Below are 15,487 nucleotides of genomic sequence, written 5' to 3'. Positions count from 1 at the left end.
AATCAAGAAAATGCGCATTCCGGTGCCTCTGTGAGCTCTGTGCTCTCTGTGGTAAAACTAATAATGAGCATGTTAGGTAAAAATGAATTGTGCAACAACGCTGTTTTATACTGGTATCATTTCCCATACCAAATTAACATATTTTATAAAAAATAATTTTACCTTTGAGCTCGATTTTACAACGCATTTTAGGGTGATTTCCACAAATTCCCACATTTTTTATTGGATGTGGATTGTGTATAAATGATTGATAATGAAATTAAATTAATCTTTGATATTAACCTTGTCTTAATATTAGTAATTGTTTTGTTGAAAAGTGGCTTGCGCTGTTAGGGTAAAATTGCTATCCTGTGGAATTAAGTGGGAATTCTTAGGAGAAGGTATGGGCGATTTCTTCTTTAGTGGTGCGCATTCATCTAAGCTTGATGAAAAAAATCGCTTTGTTTTACCACAGTCGATGAGATACGGTCTCGTTGAAAATGGGGCTTTGCAATTTACTCTTGGGCTGGGACTCGGTGGATGTCTATCTATATATAGGAGATCGGAAATTGAGGCGTTAGTTCTTCGCCTCAAACCAAAAATCCACATTGTGAAGTATCGGCGCTTCTTTACCCTCTTCTTTTCCACTCTCCACCACACAAGTTGTGATAAGTTGGGGCGTGTTTTAATTCCTACGATCCTGAAGAGGGCTGCCAAAATTGATCAAGAGGTGATCATTGCGGGTGTTCTCAATAAAATAGAGGTTTGGTCCCGAGAAAAATATGAGTTCGATCTAGATAGCTTCTTGAGTGAGGGCGATTCACAAGATATGAATCTGCTTAAGATGACGGAAGAGATATTGACCAGCGTTGAACTTGGGCCAAAAGAAAGAGAAGTATATAGCGGCGATGAATCAGAATTATCATATCTCGGTGATGAGAGAGGAAGTGATTCAGGGTTTTAAAGCCTCGCATCTCCGAGTTTTCTGTGAAGGGACATTAGGAGCAGGGGGGCATGCAAAGGAGATTCTTGCGGATCATCCTGAAATTGCTGCTTATTTTGGAATTGATCGCGATTTTAGCGCCATTGAAATTGCCAAAGAAAATCTCAAGCCATACCAAGACAAAGTTCATTATATTCAAGCTAACTTTTCAGATCTCGATCGCATTTTTGAAGAATATCATATCGATCAAGTCGACGGATTCCTATTTGATCTCGGCGTTTCTTCTATGCAATTTGATCAAGGGGAAAGGGGCTTTAGTTTCCGCACCGATGCACCTTTAGATATGCGCATGGATCCCACTCAATCTTTGACGGCAGCTGAAGTCATTGCATTCAAAAATGAAAAAGAACTCGGCGCTATTTTCAGAGATTATGGAGAGGTACCCTTTTGGAAAAGGGCTGCCAAAATGATTGTCGAAACGCGTAAAAAACAGCCTATCACGACGACGGTTCAACTCGCTTCTTTAATTGAAAAAATGCTTGGGGGAAGAGGGAAAATCCATCCTGCAACGCAAATTTTTCAAGCGCTTAGAATTTATGTGAATGAAGAGCTGAGTCATGTCGAAGAGGGGTTGAAAAAAGCACTCCACTATTTAGCTCCTGAAGGTGTGATTGGTGTGATTACATTTCATAGTTTGGAAGATCGCATTGTCAAAAATATCTTCCGCGAAGCGGCAAGTCCCATCCGATCCGAATCGGGTAAAAAAGTAGGGGATTCTCCTTTTGAGCTGTGCCATAAAAAGCCACTCATCCCCTCGCACGACGAAATCAAGAAAAATACCCGTTCACGAAGTGCAAAATTAAGGTGGATTAGAAGACGATGAGACGCAATATCCTCCTGAAAATTTCCATTTGTATCCTGAGTTTTGCTAGTGTCATCTATGCTTATTTAGAAGATCAAAATGAAGTGATATCGCTGAGCATGATGGTGCCGAGCTTAGAGAGACAATTACTGGCAATTCAAGAGGAAAATACACGTCTTCGCTATGAAATCGAACGTTTTGAAAGTCCTTCCAATCTCATGCAATTAGCAAAGCATTGCGAATTTAGTCATTTGCATCATCCTTATAGCGATGACATTATTTGTGTGACGTTTAATTCGAATGACTTTTTTATGCCAAGACCGCAAAATGCAAATGCTTATGAAACATTTTCGCTCGAATCGCAGAGCATCGTCGTTGGAGCACTACCGAAATAAATGGTGTAAAATGTCCGTACGTCCCTCAAAAGAAAGCAGGCGCATTCTCGCTGTTGCCGTTTCCCTTTTTTTTTGTTTTTCCCTTCTAGTGATACAATTTTATCGCCTTCAAATTAAAGAGCACGATAAGTGGATGTTTGCTGCGAATAGACAACATCAAACAGTGCTGTATGATAATTTTAAGCGGGGGGTTATTTATTCGAACACCGATATTAAATTTGGTCATGTTGAAAAGCCTCAGCCTTTTGCTTTCGATGTTTTAAAATACCATCTGTATGCAGACCCCGATTCGATTCCTATAGAACACAAAGACAAAATCACGGCAATGATTGCTGAGCTTCTTGATCTAAATAAAGAGCAAATCACACTTCTTAATGAGTCTCTTTATAAAAAATCCCGTTCGCGTAAATTACTCAAATGGATCTCATGTGAAGAGGAAGCTAAGGTAAGGGAATGGTGGAAAAGTTTTTCAAAACAGGCTCGACTTCCCATGAATGCTCTCTTTTTTGTGAAAGACTATAAGCGGATGTATCCTTTTGGGAAATTACTCGGTCAGGTTTTGCATACTGTGCGCGAGGAGAGGGATGATGAAACCGATCAAGCCATTCCGACCGGGGGAATCGAAATGGTGTTCAACTCCTTTCTTCAAGGGGAAAAGGGTAAGCGGGTGATTATAAGATCTCCTAGGCAAGAGATGGAGGTCAAAAAAATCATTAAGCCCGTAAAACATGGCAATGATGTCTATTTGACAATTAACCACTATTTGCAAGAGATCTGTGAGGAAGAATTAGAAATCGGCGTTAAAAAGGTTAATGCTAAAGCGGGCATGGTCTTAATGATGGATCCTTACACGGGCCATATTTTGGCTATGGCTCAATACCCGTTCTTTTATCCCGAAAAATATCGAGAATATTATAACGATCAAGACTTGCTCACAGCAACGAGCATTAAAAATATTTCGGATTCTTTTGAGCCGGGTTCGACGATGAAAGCCGTTTCTTGCGCCATTGCTCTTATGGCTAATGAAAAGCTAAGGCAAGAGGGAAAAGAAGAGCTTTTTGATCCCGAAGCACCGAGGCGCTGTGATGATCATCACTTTTTAGGTCGAGGTCCTCTAAAAGATGTTAAAACACACCGCTTTCTCAATATGGATATGGCAATACAAAAATCATCTAATGTCTATGTTGCTCGCCTCATGCAACAGGTTTGTGAAAGAATCGGCCCCCATTGGTATCGAGATCAACTCGAAAACGTATTTGGATTCGGGGTGAAGACCGGTGTGGAGTTGCCCTACGAAAATCCCGGATTTCTTCCGTCACCGGGTAAGACTTATGGGGGAAGTAAATTGCAATGGTCTATTCCTACGCCATTTTCTCTTGCAATGGGGTATAACCTCCTAGCCAATGCTGTCCAAATCACACGGGTCTATTCTATCTTTGCAAGTGGAGGATATTTGGTCTATCCGACTCTTATTAAAAAAATTGTCGATCCCACAACGCAAAAAGAGATTCAATGCGCATTGATCAATCACAAACCTCCTCAAAAAGTACTTGATGAGTGGATCTGTCGTCGGATCATTCAATCAACCAAATATATTACGAAGAAGGGGGGCGCCGGAGCCGCAGGAGAGATCTATGGGTATACCGAAGCGGGAAAAAGCTCCACGGCTGAAAAATTGATCAATGGTGTTTACGACAAAAATTGCCACTTTTCCACGTTTGTCGGGATGGTTCCTGCAGAAAAGCCTAAGTTTGTGATGTTCGTTGCAATTGACGAGCCCGAGAAAAAATTTATACCCGGATTTGGAATGACACAATTTGGCGGAAAATGCGCCGCTCCCATTTTTCGCGACATTTCAAAAAAGGCACTGAGTTATTTAGGAGTAAAACCCGACGATCCATATGGCATGCCACCCGGGGATCCACGCCGTGATGAACATAGGGCTGATTGGATTGAAGAGAACCGACGACTGACCGATCTTTATCACGAATGGAATGATTAGCCCCTCATTTCTTACAAATGCGGGTTAGCTTCATTGGAGTTTTATTGTCCATTGAACTAAAATCAAAAATCCACCCGGTTATTGGCTATGCCGGTGACTGAGTAGGCTAAAAAATAATAAAGAGATAATAATGAAACTTAAGAAATTATTTAATGGAATTCCCGGAATCGAGATAAGGGGTTCCAAGGAAGTCGAGATTATGGGGCTTTGCGCCCATTCTCGACGGGTTGCTCCCGGCGATTTATTTATTGCGAAGAGGGGATTTAAAAGAGATGGCAGTGAATTTATTAATGAGGCGATCTTAGCGGGTGCTGTTGCTATTTTAACTGATATTTATAACCCCTTTTTGGAGCAGATCTCTCAAATCATTCATCCGAATCCCAATGCAATTGAAGCTGAAATTGCCAACCGCTTTTATGATTATCCTTCGGACAAGCTCAATACGATTGCAATCACGGGAACGAATGGCAAAACAACGGTGGCATACCTGGCTCGCTTTTTACTTGAAGACCATATTCCGGTGGGAATGATTGGGACCGTTGAAACAATTACGGGCAAGCACCGTATGTTGAGCGAATTCACGACCCCCGACTGTCTAACCTTGCATAAATTGTTAAAAGAAATGGTCATCAATCATTGTCCATTTGGGGTGATGGAAGTGACTTCACATGCAATTGATCAGAAGCGAATTCAAGGCATTCGCTTTGATCGCTTTGTCTTTACCAACCTATCGCAGGATCATCTCGATTATCACAAAACATATGAAGAGTACCATAATGTTAAGGCCTCTCTTTTCACTGAAGTGTGGGCAAAACAAGGGGCGATGGCTATTGTGAATGCCGATTCGTGTGAGAGTGAAAAAATGATATCGGATTTCCCCGGACAAGTCATTTTTTATTCGATGCAAAAACCGAGTGATATTTGGGCAAGTGATATTGAACTGTTTAAAGATCGGATTCGTTTTATTTTACATGCTCAGGATCATGAAGGAGTTGTTGAAGTTCCTTTGATTGGGCTCTACAATATCTCAAATATTTTAGCCGCATGTGCCATCGCTCTAAGCTATAAAAAATCATTTGCTTATGTTCTCAAAAAGTTGTCCCAATTTCCGGGTGTGAAAGGAAGGATGGAAAGGATCCCATCGGATCAAAAAGATGTGTATATCGATTTTGCCCATACGCCGGATGCTCTAAAAAGCTCACTGCAAGCGATACGTCCTTTGACAAAAGGAAAAATCATTGCCGTCTTTGGGGCGGGGGGAGATCGAGATGCCGCTAAAAGGCCCATTATGGGAGGGATTGCCGCACACAATGCAGATGTGACTATTTTAACTAGTGACAATCCGCGCAGTGAAGATCCTCAAGCTATCGCAGAGGCGATTCGAGAGGGGATGGATCCATCCAAAGAGGTGATTATTGAACTTGACCGGAGAAAGGCAATTGCCCTTGCCTTAGAAAAAGCAGGGGAACAGGATTCGGTTTTGATTGCAGGGAAAGGGCATGAAACCAGACAGATTTTCCGTCATCGCACAATCGATTTTGATGATTACCAAATCGCAAAAGAGTTGATGGGGACATGATGCGCTTTAGATTATCTCGATTTTGTACATTTTTCGGATGCGAGTTTTGCAAGATTTTGACATACAATCGGTTACCAATTCCTGCAATCGGCTTGAACACGCCACTACAGGAATTGGTAACCGATTGTATGTCAAAAGATTGTGAAAATCGCGCCAAAAAATGTACAAAGTCGAGATTATTTCCCTTGTTTTTTTTACTGATCGCATTGATGACGGGGTGTTCGCATCAAAATCCCGATGCGTATACTGCGATCAAAGCGGCAAGTCGCCCTAAGCTTGAGCCGAAGGTTGAATTTACTCTCCCTGAAGAGATCCATGCAAAACCGTTAATTGTCATTGATCCGGGACATGGGGATTATGATCATGGGGCTGAGTATTTTAAAAGCCAAGAAAAACAACTGAACTTGGTCACGGCAAAACTTGTGAAAAAACACTTAAATAATTTAGGGTATCGGGTATTACTCACGCGTAATTCAGATACGTTTGTTTCACTGATTGAAAGGGCTTCAATTGCCAATCAATCGGGATGTTCGCTGTTTGTGAGCATCCATTATAACTCAGCGAAAAATCGCAATGTGACGGGCATTGAGGTTTTTTATTATCCAAAAGGGGATGTCAAGCGGCAAAATGCTTCTAAAAAACTCGCTTCACATGTGATCGATCATGTGGTTGAAATGACCGGAGCTAAAAGCCGTGGGATTAAAAATGGCAATTTCTGTGTCATTCGAGAGACAAAAATGCCCGCTATTCTGATCGAAGGGGGGTTCATGACCAATCCCAAAGAAATCAGGCTTTTAAAAGATTTAAAATATCTGAATAAAGTGGCAAAAGGAGTCGCAAGCGGAATCGATCGCTACTTTAAAAAAAACCCCGCTATAAATGCGGGTTAGAAATGTCCACGGTGCGACTTGAACGCACGACCTGCTGCTTAGGAGGCAGCCGCTCTATCCCCTGAGCTACGCGGACAAGGGAACCGGTACAAGTATAACCTTCTTAAACCTTTTCTTTCAAATAACAGCTCGTTTTCTTCTTGCAAAGTCGAGATAAGCTGAGTAAAGTGGAAAAAATAGGTTTTTTTTAAATTTCTGAACATTTGGGAGTCATGCCATGTCACAAGAGGCGGATATTGGGCTAATTGGCCTTGCTGTTATGGGTCAAAATCTGATTATGAATATGAACGATCATGGATATCGCGTCGTTGCATATAATCGCACGGTAGATAAAGTCGATCACTTTTTAAATGACTTAGCTAAAGGCTCTCAGGTCATTGGGGCCCATTCACTTAAGGAATTTTTTGCGACATTGAAAAGACCGCGCAAAGTCATGTTCATGGTCAAAGCCGGTCAGCCGGTCGATATGCTAATCCAGGAATGTCTTCCTTTTCTAGAAAAAGGTGACATTATTATCGATGGTGGTAATAGTCATTTTCCCGACACGGAACGCCGTTATAAAGATCTCAAGGAAAAGGGGATTTTATTTGTCGGTTGTGGCGTTTCCGGTGGAGAGGAAGGGGCGCGTCATGGCCCGTCTCTAATGCCCGGCGGGCATCCCGATGCTTGGGCGGAAATTAAACCCATATTACAGGCGATTGCCGCAAAGAGCGATGATAATGAGCCTTGTTGTGATTGGGTGGGTGAAGGAGGCGCCGGTCACTATGTTAAAATGGTCCATAATGGAATTGAATATGGCGATATGCAGATTATTTGCGAAGCCTATCACATTCTAAAATCAATTTTAAAACAGTCTGCTGATGATCTCCATGCCATTTTTGATCAATATAATCATGGTGAACTCGATAGCTATTTAATTGAAATCACAAGCAAGATTTTTGCCTATCGCGATAAAGAGGGTAAGCCTCTTGTTGAAAGTATTTTAGATACGGCAGGTCAGAAAGGAACCGGAAAGTGGACTGCGATCAGCGCTCTTGATATGGGCATGCCGCTCACACTCATCGGAGAAGCCGTATTCGCGAGATGTTTATCTGCACTTAAAGAAGAGCGTGTTGAAATGGCCCCTAAGTTTGCCTTTGATGCACCCCCCTTTAATGGAAATAAACAAGATGTCATTGATCATGTAAAAGATGCTCTTTATGCCTCAAAAATTATCAGCTATACACAGGGCTTTATGTTGCTGAGAGAAGCTGCTACACAAATGGGTTGGAATCTCAATTATGGCGGTATCGCTCTCATGTGGCGTGGTGGTTGTATTATCCGCAGCAAGTTTTTAGGCAAAATTAAAGAAGCTTACGATAAACATGAAAATCTAAATAACTTGCTATTTGATGATTTCTTTATGAGCGAGCTCAAAAAATCAGTTCCGGGATGGAGGAAAACGGTTTGCCTTGGGATTGAACATGGCATACCAACTCCTTGTTTCGGCTCATCTCTTGCATTTTTTGATGGACTTCGCTCAAGCCGTCTACCTGCCAATCTATTGCAGGCACAGCGCGACTTTTTTGGGGCGCATACTTATGAGAGAATCGATCAGCCCCGTGGCAAATTTTTCCATACGAATTGGACCGGTACCGGGGGCGATATTAGCTCCAGTACATACAATGCTTAAAGTCCACAACTCAAGTTTGTGACAGAGCATTAGCCCGCATTTCTCACACAGTTGGGGAGAAGGGCTAAAGCAAAGGCCCTCTCAGATTTTAGGGTAGTGCGAGAGCTATGCAATATAAAAAGGAGTTATGGTGCGCCAGTTTTTGATTTTGATAGCCTTTTTATTTCAGGTTTTCCCAGTGTATACCGGGCAAAACAAGGTAGCTATTATTACAGGCGCCTCTAGAGGGGTTGGTCTTGCAACTGCAGAGCATTTGGTAAATAGTGGATTCACTGTATATGGCACAATCAGACCATCTAACAAGACCTCTCTTCCTGTAAAAGATAATCTACATTTTCTTCCTGTGGATTTAATGGATGAAACATCTATCCAAGCCGCCATCCAAACCATTCTGGAAAAGGAAGGGCACATCGATATTCTTATTAATAACGCGGGATATGCTCTTGTAGGCCCTGTTGAGTTGCTCACGGGCAAAGAAATTCAAGACCAAATGGAAGTAAATTTTTTCGCACCTATTCGATTCATTCAAGCAGTTCTTCCTACTATGCGAAATCACAAGGCGGGGCATATCATCAATATTAGTTCTCCCAATGCCTTTTGCACCCCACCCTACGGTAGTATGTATGCAGCCAGCAAAGCAGCATTAGAATCTGTTTCTGAATCGCTTTGCATCGAAGTTCAGCCCTATAATATCTCTGTCTCCATTGTGGAACCTGATTTATTGAAGACATATTTCGCTCTTCCACTAGGCACTAGAGAGGTCCTAAACAATCCTTACCAAAGCGTTGTGAATGCAATTGAGGCAGAAACCAAAGAACGACTTCTTCATCCCGAGCTCCTTTCACCAAGTCAATCGCCCGAAGAGGTTGCACAATTCCTTTTTGGTGTCATTCAAGATCCCAAACCAAAACTACGATATCAAACCAGTGAGCATGCGCGACAGTATGTAACTCCAAAGCTTCTAGATCTTACAGGCGACATCTATCTAGAAGAAATACGAAAATTTAATGAAGCAAAGCATTAGAGATTCTCTTTTAGAGCATCTCTAAATCTTTTCATGAATTAGATCGGTTGATTCATACTCTGCAATGACAATTATTTTTTACGACTAAACTCTATTTGGGAAACAGCTGGTTCCCTATTTTCATACACCTGAATATCAAATGGTTATAACTTTCAACCTAATAGCTGACTAAAGTCGATTATTTTATCAAAATATCCCTCATCCAAAACACTTTCGTCCACCCCATTTACATGAATAAGAACAGGCCGAATGGAACAAAATTTAGGAGTTTTTAATCGTTTTCGCTTGGTTTCCATCTCCTTAATTATCTTGAGACATACGGGCTTTTTGGAAAATTTAATCTCACATAAAAAAAGACTCTGAAAACGCGTTTGAATCATGTAATCAATTTGACATCCGAGTTGTTTTGTAGTGGCATTCTGAAAGAAGCCTACTCTTGCCAATTCGTCTTCTCCCTCGTACAACAATAAGACTTGCACTCCTATTATCTATCAGCCCCTTCACCCTGGATAACTCAACCTCTCGCCCGATGAATTTGGAAAGACTCATTTTCCCCTCTCTTTTTCTCCGATCATACACCTCTACTTTGATAAAAATCCAACAACAAACAGCTTTTTTGCCATTTGTTGTTGGAATTTCAAAACTGACCATTTTTAATGGTAAATTTAATCTTTAATACGCCCTTTTTTTCATTAGTCATTGATTTTAAAGATGTTATAAACACTTGTTTTGATCCGCTGCTTTTATTTTTCATCAAGTCAGCGGATCAGAACAACTATTATGCCTGTTGTCAGAGTGAAGACAGAGGGTTAAATCGGGCTTCTAGCCAGCATTTCTCACACATTTGAGTCGGACAGATGTATACCGCTCGGCATTCAAGAGTTGTTTTTTTTGTCGCCGGCATCCCCACTTGGTTGATTTACCTCACCTCTGCCTATTGTCAATAGCGCGCCCTTTCGGTAAAGGGCCTTCGGCCCGATCGACCATCGCTATAGCCGGCTTCTAAAAATTCCAACTCTTGAATCACTCCCGGTATAGATAAGGCGACTCAAATGTGTGAGAAATGCTGGTTAGGTGGATTTGAGGATTTTGATGAAAGCTGATTGGGGGATATTAACCTTGCCAATTTCTTTCATCTTTTTCTTTCCTTCTTTTTGCTTTTCCCACAGTTTGCGTTTACGCGTAATATCTCCGCCATAGCATTTGGCCGTCACATTTTTAGAGAGGGCTGAGAGGGTTTCTCTAGCGACAATTTTTCCACCAATCGCGGCTTGGATCGGCACTTTAAATTGTTGGCGAGGGATTACTTCTGCAAGTTTTTCACAAATCGCGCGTCCTTTGCTTTCTGCTTTTGAGCGGTGAACGAGAGTTGAAAATGCATCGACAGGTTCTTCATTCACGCGAATCTCGAGTTTGACGATATCGCCTTTTTCATACCCATCGGCCTTAAAATCAAATGAGGCGTAGCCTTGTGTCATTGATTTGAGCTTGTCATTGAAATCGGTAATGATCTCATTGAGAGGAAAGCGGAATTTAAGCATGAGGCGATTGGAATCAATTGTTTCGGTATGTAAGAGCTCTCCTCTTTTTTCATTGCCTAGACTCATAATATTTCCCAGGTAGTCCGGCGGTGTGATAATTGTCGATAAAACCAGGGGTTCATGAATGCACTCGATCACCGTTGGATCAGGGAAATGAATGGGGCTTTCAACATCGATGGTTTCCCCACTTGTAAGTTTCACTTTATAGAGAACACTGGGGGCAGTGGTGATAATATCAAGATCAAATTCGCGCTGTAGCCGCTCAAAAGAAACTTCTAAGTGAAGAAGACCTAAAAAGCCACATCTAAAGCCCGTTCCTAAGACGAGGCTGCTCTCTTGTTCAACATGGAGGGCAGAATCATTAAGGCAAAGTTTTTTGAAGGCATCGCGCACCAGCTCAAAGTCTGAGGCATCAACAGGATAGATCCCTGCAAAGACAACGGGTGTGATTTTTTGAAAGCCCTCTAATGGAACCTTGGCCGGATGATCGGCAAGGGTTATCGTATCCCCAATTTGAACAATCGTCGGATCTTTAATCCCGGCTATCACATAGCCAACCTCACCGGCGCGAAGAATATCGACAGGTTTTTCTCCGGGTAAGAAGACTCCTACTTCTAACACTTCATGGCGTTTGTTCGATTGCATAAATAAAATAGAGTCTTTCTTTTTAATTTCACCGCTCATGATGCGTACATAAGCCATGACTCCCCGATAATTATCATAATGAGAATCAAAAACAAGCGCTTTGAGCTCATTTGTCTCAGGTTTTTTAGGGGAAGGGAATGCGTAAATAATCTCTTCTAATACGTCATCAATGCCTTGGCCGGTCTTTGCTGAGACTTTGACGCAACTAGATGCTTTGATGCCTAGGAGCTCCTCGATTTCATGTGCAATCCGCTCGGGATCTGCAGCGGGGAGATCGATTTTATTGATGACAGGTGTAATGGCTAAATGTTTATCGATGGCTAAGTTGACGTTTGCCAGGGTTTGGGCTTGGACTCCTTGGGAGGCATCGACGACGAGAAGGGCTCCTTCTACAGCTGAAAGCGAGCGAGAGACTTCATAGCTAAAATCCACATGGCCGGGAGTGTCAATAAAGTTGATTTGATAGGTTTCACCTTCGGGTGTTGTATAGTACATCGTCACGGGGTGGGCCTTAATGGTAATGCCGCGCTCGCGCTCGAGGTCCATATCATCAAGAAGTTGTTCTTGCATATCGCGTTCGGCAACGGATTTGGTGATTTCCAGTAATCGGTCTGCAATGGTTGATTTGCCGTGATCAATGTGGGCAATAATCGAAAAATTTCGAATTTTTTCTATATCGTATTCGTGCACAAATATATCTCGTTATGAATTCATAATATGCTGAGAGTGGTTCAAGAATTGGAATTTTTAGAAATCGGCTCCCCAATTTTCAATGATGCCGTAGGCAGTTGCTGAGCCGGAGCGCTATTAATAAATAGGCGACTGCGCGAAGCACATTTGAAAAGGGGGGATGGGCCGATGATCAAAAAACCAATTATTGAATCATGAGCAGTATATATAGAATATCAAATTGATATGGGGCTCGTCAATGTGGATAACGTGAATTTTGATAATAGAGGGAGTTGCAAAACTCCATTCGGAGCCAAGCCCGCGCTCGCAAAGCCGATTCAGCTTTTTGCAAATTGACATAACCTCATGGCCTTAGGCAATTTGCACAAAAAGCCGAATCGGCTTTGCGATCATCGAATTTGGCCCCGCGAAGCGAATTTTGCAATTCCCTCAATAGGGTAAAACAAAATCCCCCGAAGTTCCTTTAGAGAACGCGGGGGATTTTGTTATCATCTTTTATAAAGGGGAGACAAATTAAGCAACAGTTGCCGCTTCTTTTGTTTTTTCCTCTTCTTTTTGTGAGTTGACAAGGTTTGTGAATCGGCGGCTTAAGCCGACGACTGAGAATGTCCAAGCCAAACAAACGATAATGACAAGAGGCCCTAGGATAAAGGTCAAGCTCGCAAGAGAGACGTTTCCGCCGATCAGGGCGAGAAGCGTTGATTGAATCGCAGCTCCACCGGATTTACCGGCACGGCCTCCAACGACTTCAACAGCGGCTTGTCCTTTCACTTTCACTTCAGGATCAAGTGGGATGTAAGCCATTTGCTTTGTTGAATCGAATAGCGAGTATTTTGTTCCTTTTGAAAGAACGTTTTGTATCTGCCCGACGATCACGGCTGCGAGAACAACAGTGATGCTTCCAAATAATGGAGTGAATGGCGTGCTCTTATTACCGCTCCAAACAACGAAGAAGAAGATCGACGATGTGACTAAAACCATGATCGGAGTGATAATTGCTGCTTTACGCCAGCTGAGTCGGCGCAAGATATTGTTTCCTATGACCATAAGAAGGATTGTAATCGCACCCGTCCATGTAGAGAATTGTCCCATGAACATGTTATAGTCGTTTTTGTTAGGAAACGCGATCTTAATTTGACCTTTCCAAACACCTTCAACGAGATTGATCGCAACACCGTAAGAAAGAACGAGAACGGCGATCATCATAAGGTAAGGGTTTTTCAAGATATAGCGGAAGCTCTCCATAACGGAAAGTTTTGCTTTTGATTTCTTTTTACTTTCCTGACCTTCTTCGTAAAGGTTAGGGTCTGTAAGTACGTTCTTATTCATCCAACGATAAGTGAATACAACGACGATGCCGGCAACAATGACAGCTCCCATAAGCATCTTGAGGTTGACGCCAAAAGAGTCAATATGAGTTGGAAGCGTTTTTGCATACTTAGCTGTTAACATAATCGTAGGGCCGGATAAAAGAAGGCCGACATTTCCGAGCATTCCAAAAAGGCCATAAAAGCGTTTTGCTTCGTTAACTTTAGTAATTTGGTTGGCGAATTGCCAGAAGAGCATTGAAAGAACAACACTTCCCCAGAGCTCGGATAAGATATAGAACATGCTAAAGCTCCAATTTCCAATCACGGGAATAAACCAGTGAAGATTAGGAAAACGGGCTTGGAGTGATTGAATCGTATCTAATCCTAAGTGGAGGAGTTCTTTGTTTGGATAAATAATGAATCCAAAGGCTCCGAAGAACACTAAAAACGGAAGAAGTACGGCATAAAAAAGCCGCTCTCTCGAAAGGACGTTAGCGAGCTTCATGAAGACGACCATAAATAAGATCGCAGCAGGAGTCACCCCGTACAGTTTAAGGAAAGAAAGACACTCTGCTCCGCCACCGGGAGACATTACGACAAGAGTATCTTTGGTGTCTCTTAAGATGGTGTAGTTAAATAAAATACACATCATCATGAGACCCATAGGGAGAAACTTTTTCAATTCGAATCCATGAATCGGCCACAAAATACCGCGCAGGCCTTTAAATTCGGAATTGGTATCAGATTTAGTTGACATATCCTAACCTTGTAAAAAATTAGTCGTTATAGGTTTAACTCGGCTTTGCAACTTTTTGGGACCGCCTGCCGCGGTCTTTGTTCTCGGACGCTCGACCTATGGTCGAACTAGGAGATTACTAAAACCGGGAAGGGGTAAAAAACCCCTTCCCGGTTTTAGTAACTCCCTAGAGAACAAATATCTCGAGGCTTTCGGGTCCAAAAAATTGCAAAGTCGAGCTTAATAGATCTCTTTCGAAAGAAATCTAATGAAGCATCATAACATTTCGGATATAAAAATGACAAGAACAACTTGTCTCATCGATTAAACAAAACTTAAAATTAAATTTTGAATTAAACTATTTTAAAACAAAAAAAAAGCCGCTTTAGTTGCGGCTTTTTTTAGCATCTAAAAATCGCTTCAATGCGAGATTAATAGGTTCTTTGGAAAGGGTTTTTTAGATCTTCGTAAGAAAGTTCTTGCAGAGAACCCGCAATTTCCGCGTAGCAATTCCAAAGTTCTTGTTCAACAGTTCCTTGGCGAATGGATTGGATCAATTCTCTTTTAATTGTTAAAAGAGATTTTTTCGGGCTAAGGACTGAAATCATTTCTTTATCACCGGCAAGTCGAGCGATGTTGAGAAGTCGATCGAGTTGGTTTTTTGTGAATGTGATTTGATCTCTTCTTTTTCTCGATCCTCGAGCGGCTCTTTGTTTAGGTTTCACAACAGAGGGCTTTTCCGGGCCGATAATGAATTTTTCGATTAAGTTCGAAAGTTCACTTGGCTTTTTGCTCTTCATTTTGCGGAGGGTAAAGTGGTGCATGTATCCGCCTGAAGACACGGGGATATATTTACACAAGTCATTTTCTTTTGTTCCACCGACTTTTTTGATTGCTCGCGTGATGATACTCTCAAGCTCGCCTAATGTCTTTTTTTGATCGCTTGTAAAGCCCATGATTCGTTCCTTCAATTTAAATATTTGTTTATCGACATCTCAATTTAGATGCTATTTTGATCATAATAAGAATATTTATCTTATGAATCATTGATCAAAATCAATTTTCATATTTTTTTGCAAATTATGAATCGTTTGATAATTAATTGCAAGGCAAATTGCTTTGATTATGTTTTTCTATATTCAAAAATTTATTTTTACTCTTTAAGTGGAAAGGTTATCTATTTTGTTCTTATTAAACAACAAAAATACATTTTTATTTA

At 41.6% G+C, this 15,487-nt stretch carries 10 protein-coding genes, 1 tRNA gene and 1 pseudogene; 8 read left to right on the top strand and 4 right to left on the bottom strand.

The annotated features are described in order from the left end of the window. Positions 1–382: 382 nt before the first annotated feature. From K9M07_04320 to K9M07_04295, 6 genes are all read left to right on the top strand, one after another. Entirely contained in the window at positions 383–943 is a 561-nt protein-coding gene (locus K9M07_04320) for a hypothetical protein (GenBank protein ID MCF7852449.1), read from the top strand. Further along, positions 888–1,805 carry a 16S rRNA (cytosine(1402)-N(4))-methyltransferase RsmH gene (rsmH, locus tag K9M07_04315; protein MCF7852448.1) on the top strand — a complete coding sequence of 306 codons (918 nt, stop codon included), beginning with the start codon at positions 888–890 and terminating at the stop codon, positions 1,803–1,805. Before K9M07_04320 ends, rsmH begins: the two co-directional genes overlap by 56 nt. Next, the gene (locus K9M07_04310) at positions 1,802–2,179 is read left to right on the top strand and encodes a hypothetical protein (GenBank protein MCF7852447.1); all 378 of its coding nucleotides are present in this window, start codon (positions 1,802–1,804) and stop codon (positions 2,177–2,179) included. Before rsmH ends, K9M07_04310 begins: the two co-directional genes overlap by 4 nt. 10 nt (positions 2,180–2,189) lie before the next feature. Then, on the top strand, positions 2,190–4,181 hold the full coding sequence (locus K9M07_04305; protein ID MCF7852446.1) for a penicillin-binding protein 2: 1,992 nt from the start codon (positions 2,190–2,192) through the stop codon (positions 4,179–4,181). Between the two features lie 130 nt (positions 4,182–4,311). Then, a complete protein-coding gene (locus tag K9M07_04300; protein ID MCF7852445.1) occupies positions 4,312–5,760 on the top strand; it encodes a UDP-N-acetylmuramoyl-L-alanyl-D-glutamate--2,6-diaminopimelate ligase in 1,449 nt (482 codons plus the stop codon). Between the two features lie 128 nt (positions 5,761–5,888). After that, complete coding sequence (locus K9M07_04295; protein ID MCF7852444.1) at positions 5,889–6,650, top strand: N-acetylmuramoyl-L-alanine amidase; 762 nt, start codon at positions 5,889–5,891, stop codon at positions 6,648–6,650. Positions 6,651–6,653: 3 nt separating this feature from the next. Here the strand turns inward: K9M07_04295 and K9M07_04290 are convergent. Then, positions 6,654–6,726: transfer RNA gene (locus K9M07_04290), tRNA-Arg, on the bottom strand. Positions 6,727–6,867: 141 nt separating this feature from the next. Between K9M07_04290 and gnd the strand changes: the two genes are divergently transcribed. Together gnd and K9M07_04280 are read left to right on the top strand one after the other, a co-directional pair. Further along, a complete protein-coding gene (gene gnd / locus K9M07_04285; protein ID MCF7852443.1) occupies positions 6,868–8,322 on the top strand; it encodes a decarboxylating NADP(+)-dependent phosphogluconate dehydrogenase in 1,455 nt (484 codons plus the stop codon). Positions 8,323–8,449: 127 nt separating this feature from the next. Continuing rightward, positions 8,450–9,346: an SDR family oxidoreductase gene (locus K9M07_04280; GenBank protein ID MCF7852442.1), complete on the top strand. Its 897-nt coding sequence runs from the start codon at positions 8,450–8,452 to the stop codon at positions 9,344–9,346. Positions 9,347–10,416: 1,070 nt separating this feature from the next. On the opposite strand, the gene lepA is transcribed toward K9M07_04280, so the two are convergent. The 3 genes and pseudogenes from lepA to K9M07_04265 form a co-directional block, all read right to left on the bottom strand. Beyond that, on the bottom strand, positions 10,417–12,222 hold the full coding sequence (gene lepA, locus K9M07_04275; GenBank protein MCF7852441.1) for a translation elongation factor 4: 1,806 nt from the start codon (positions 12,220–12,222) through the stop codon (positions 10,417–10,419). Between the two features lie 513 nt (positions 12,223–12,735). Beyond that, positions 12,736–14,289, bottom strand: coding sequence for an NTP/NDP exchange transporter (locus tag K9M07_04270; GenBank protein ID MCF7852440.1), 1,554 nt, complete (start codon positions 14,287–14,289; stop codon positions 12,736–12,738). A gap of 476 nt (positions 14,290–14,765) precedes the next feature. Continuing rightward, a pseudogene (locus tag K9M07_04265) lies at positions 14,766–15,224 on the bottom strand (hypothetical protein). Positions 15,225–15,487: the final 263 nt, after the last annotated feature.

The sequence above is a fragment of the Simkaniaceae bacterium genome (assembly GCA_021734805.1).
In the GTDB taxonomy this organism is placed as follows: domain Bacteria; phylum Chlamydiota; class Chlamydiia; order Chlamydiales; family JACRBE01; genus Amphritriteisimkania.
This window is presented reverse-complemented; position numbering and strand designations above follow the sequence as displayed.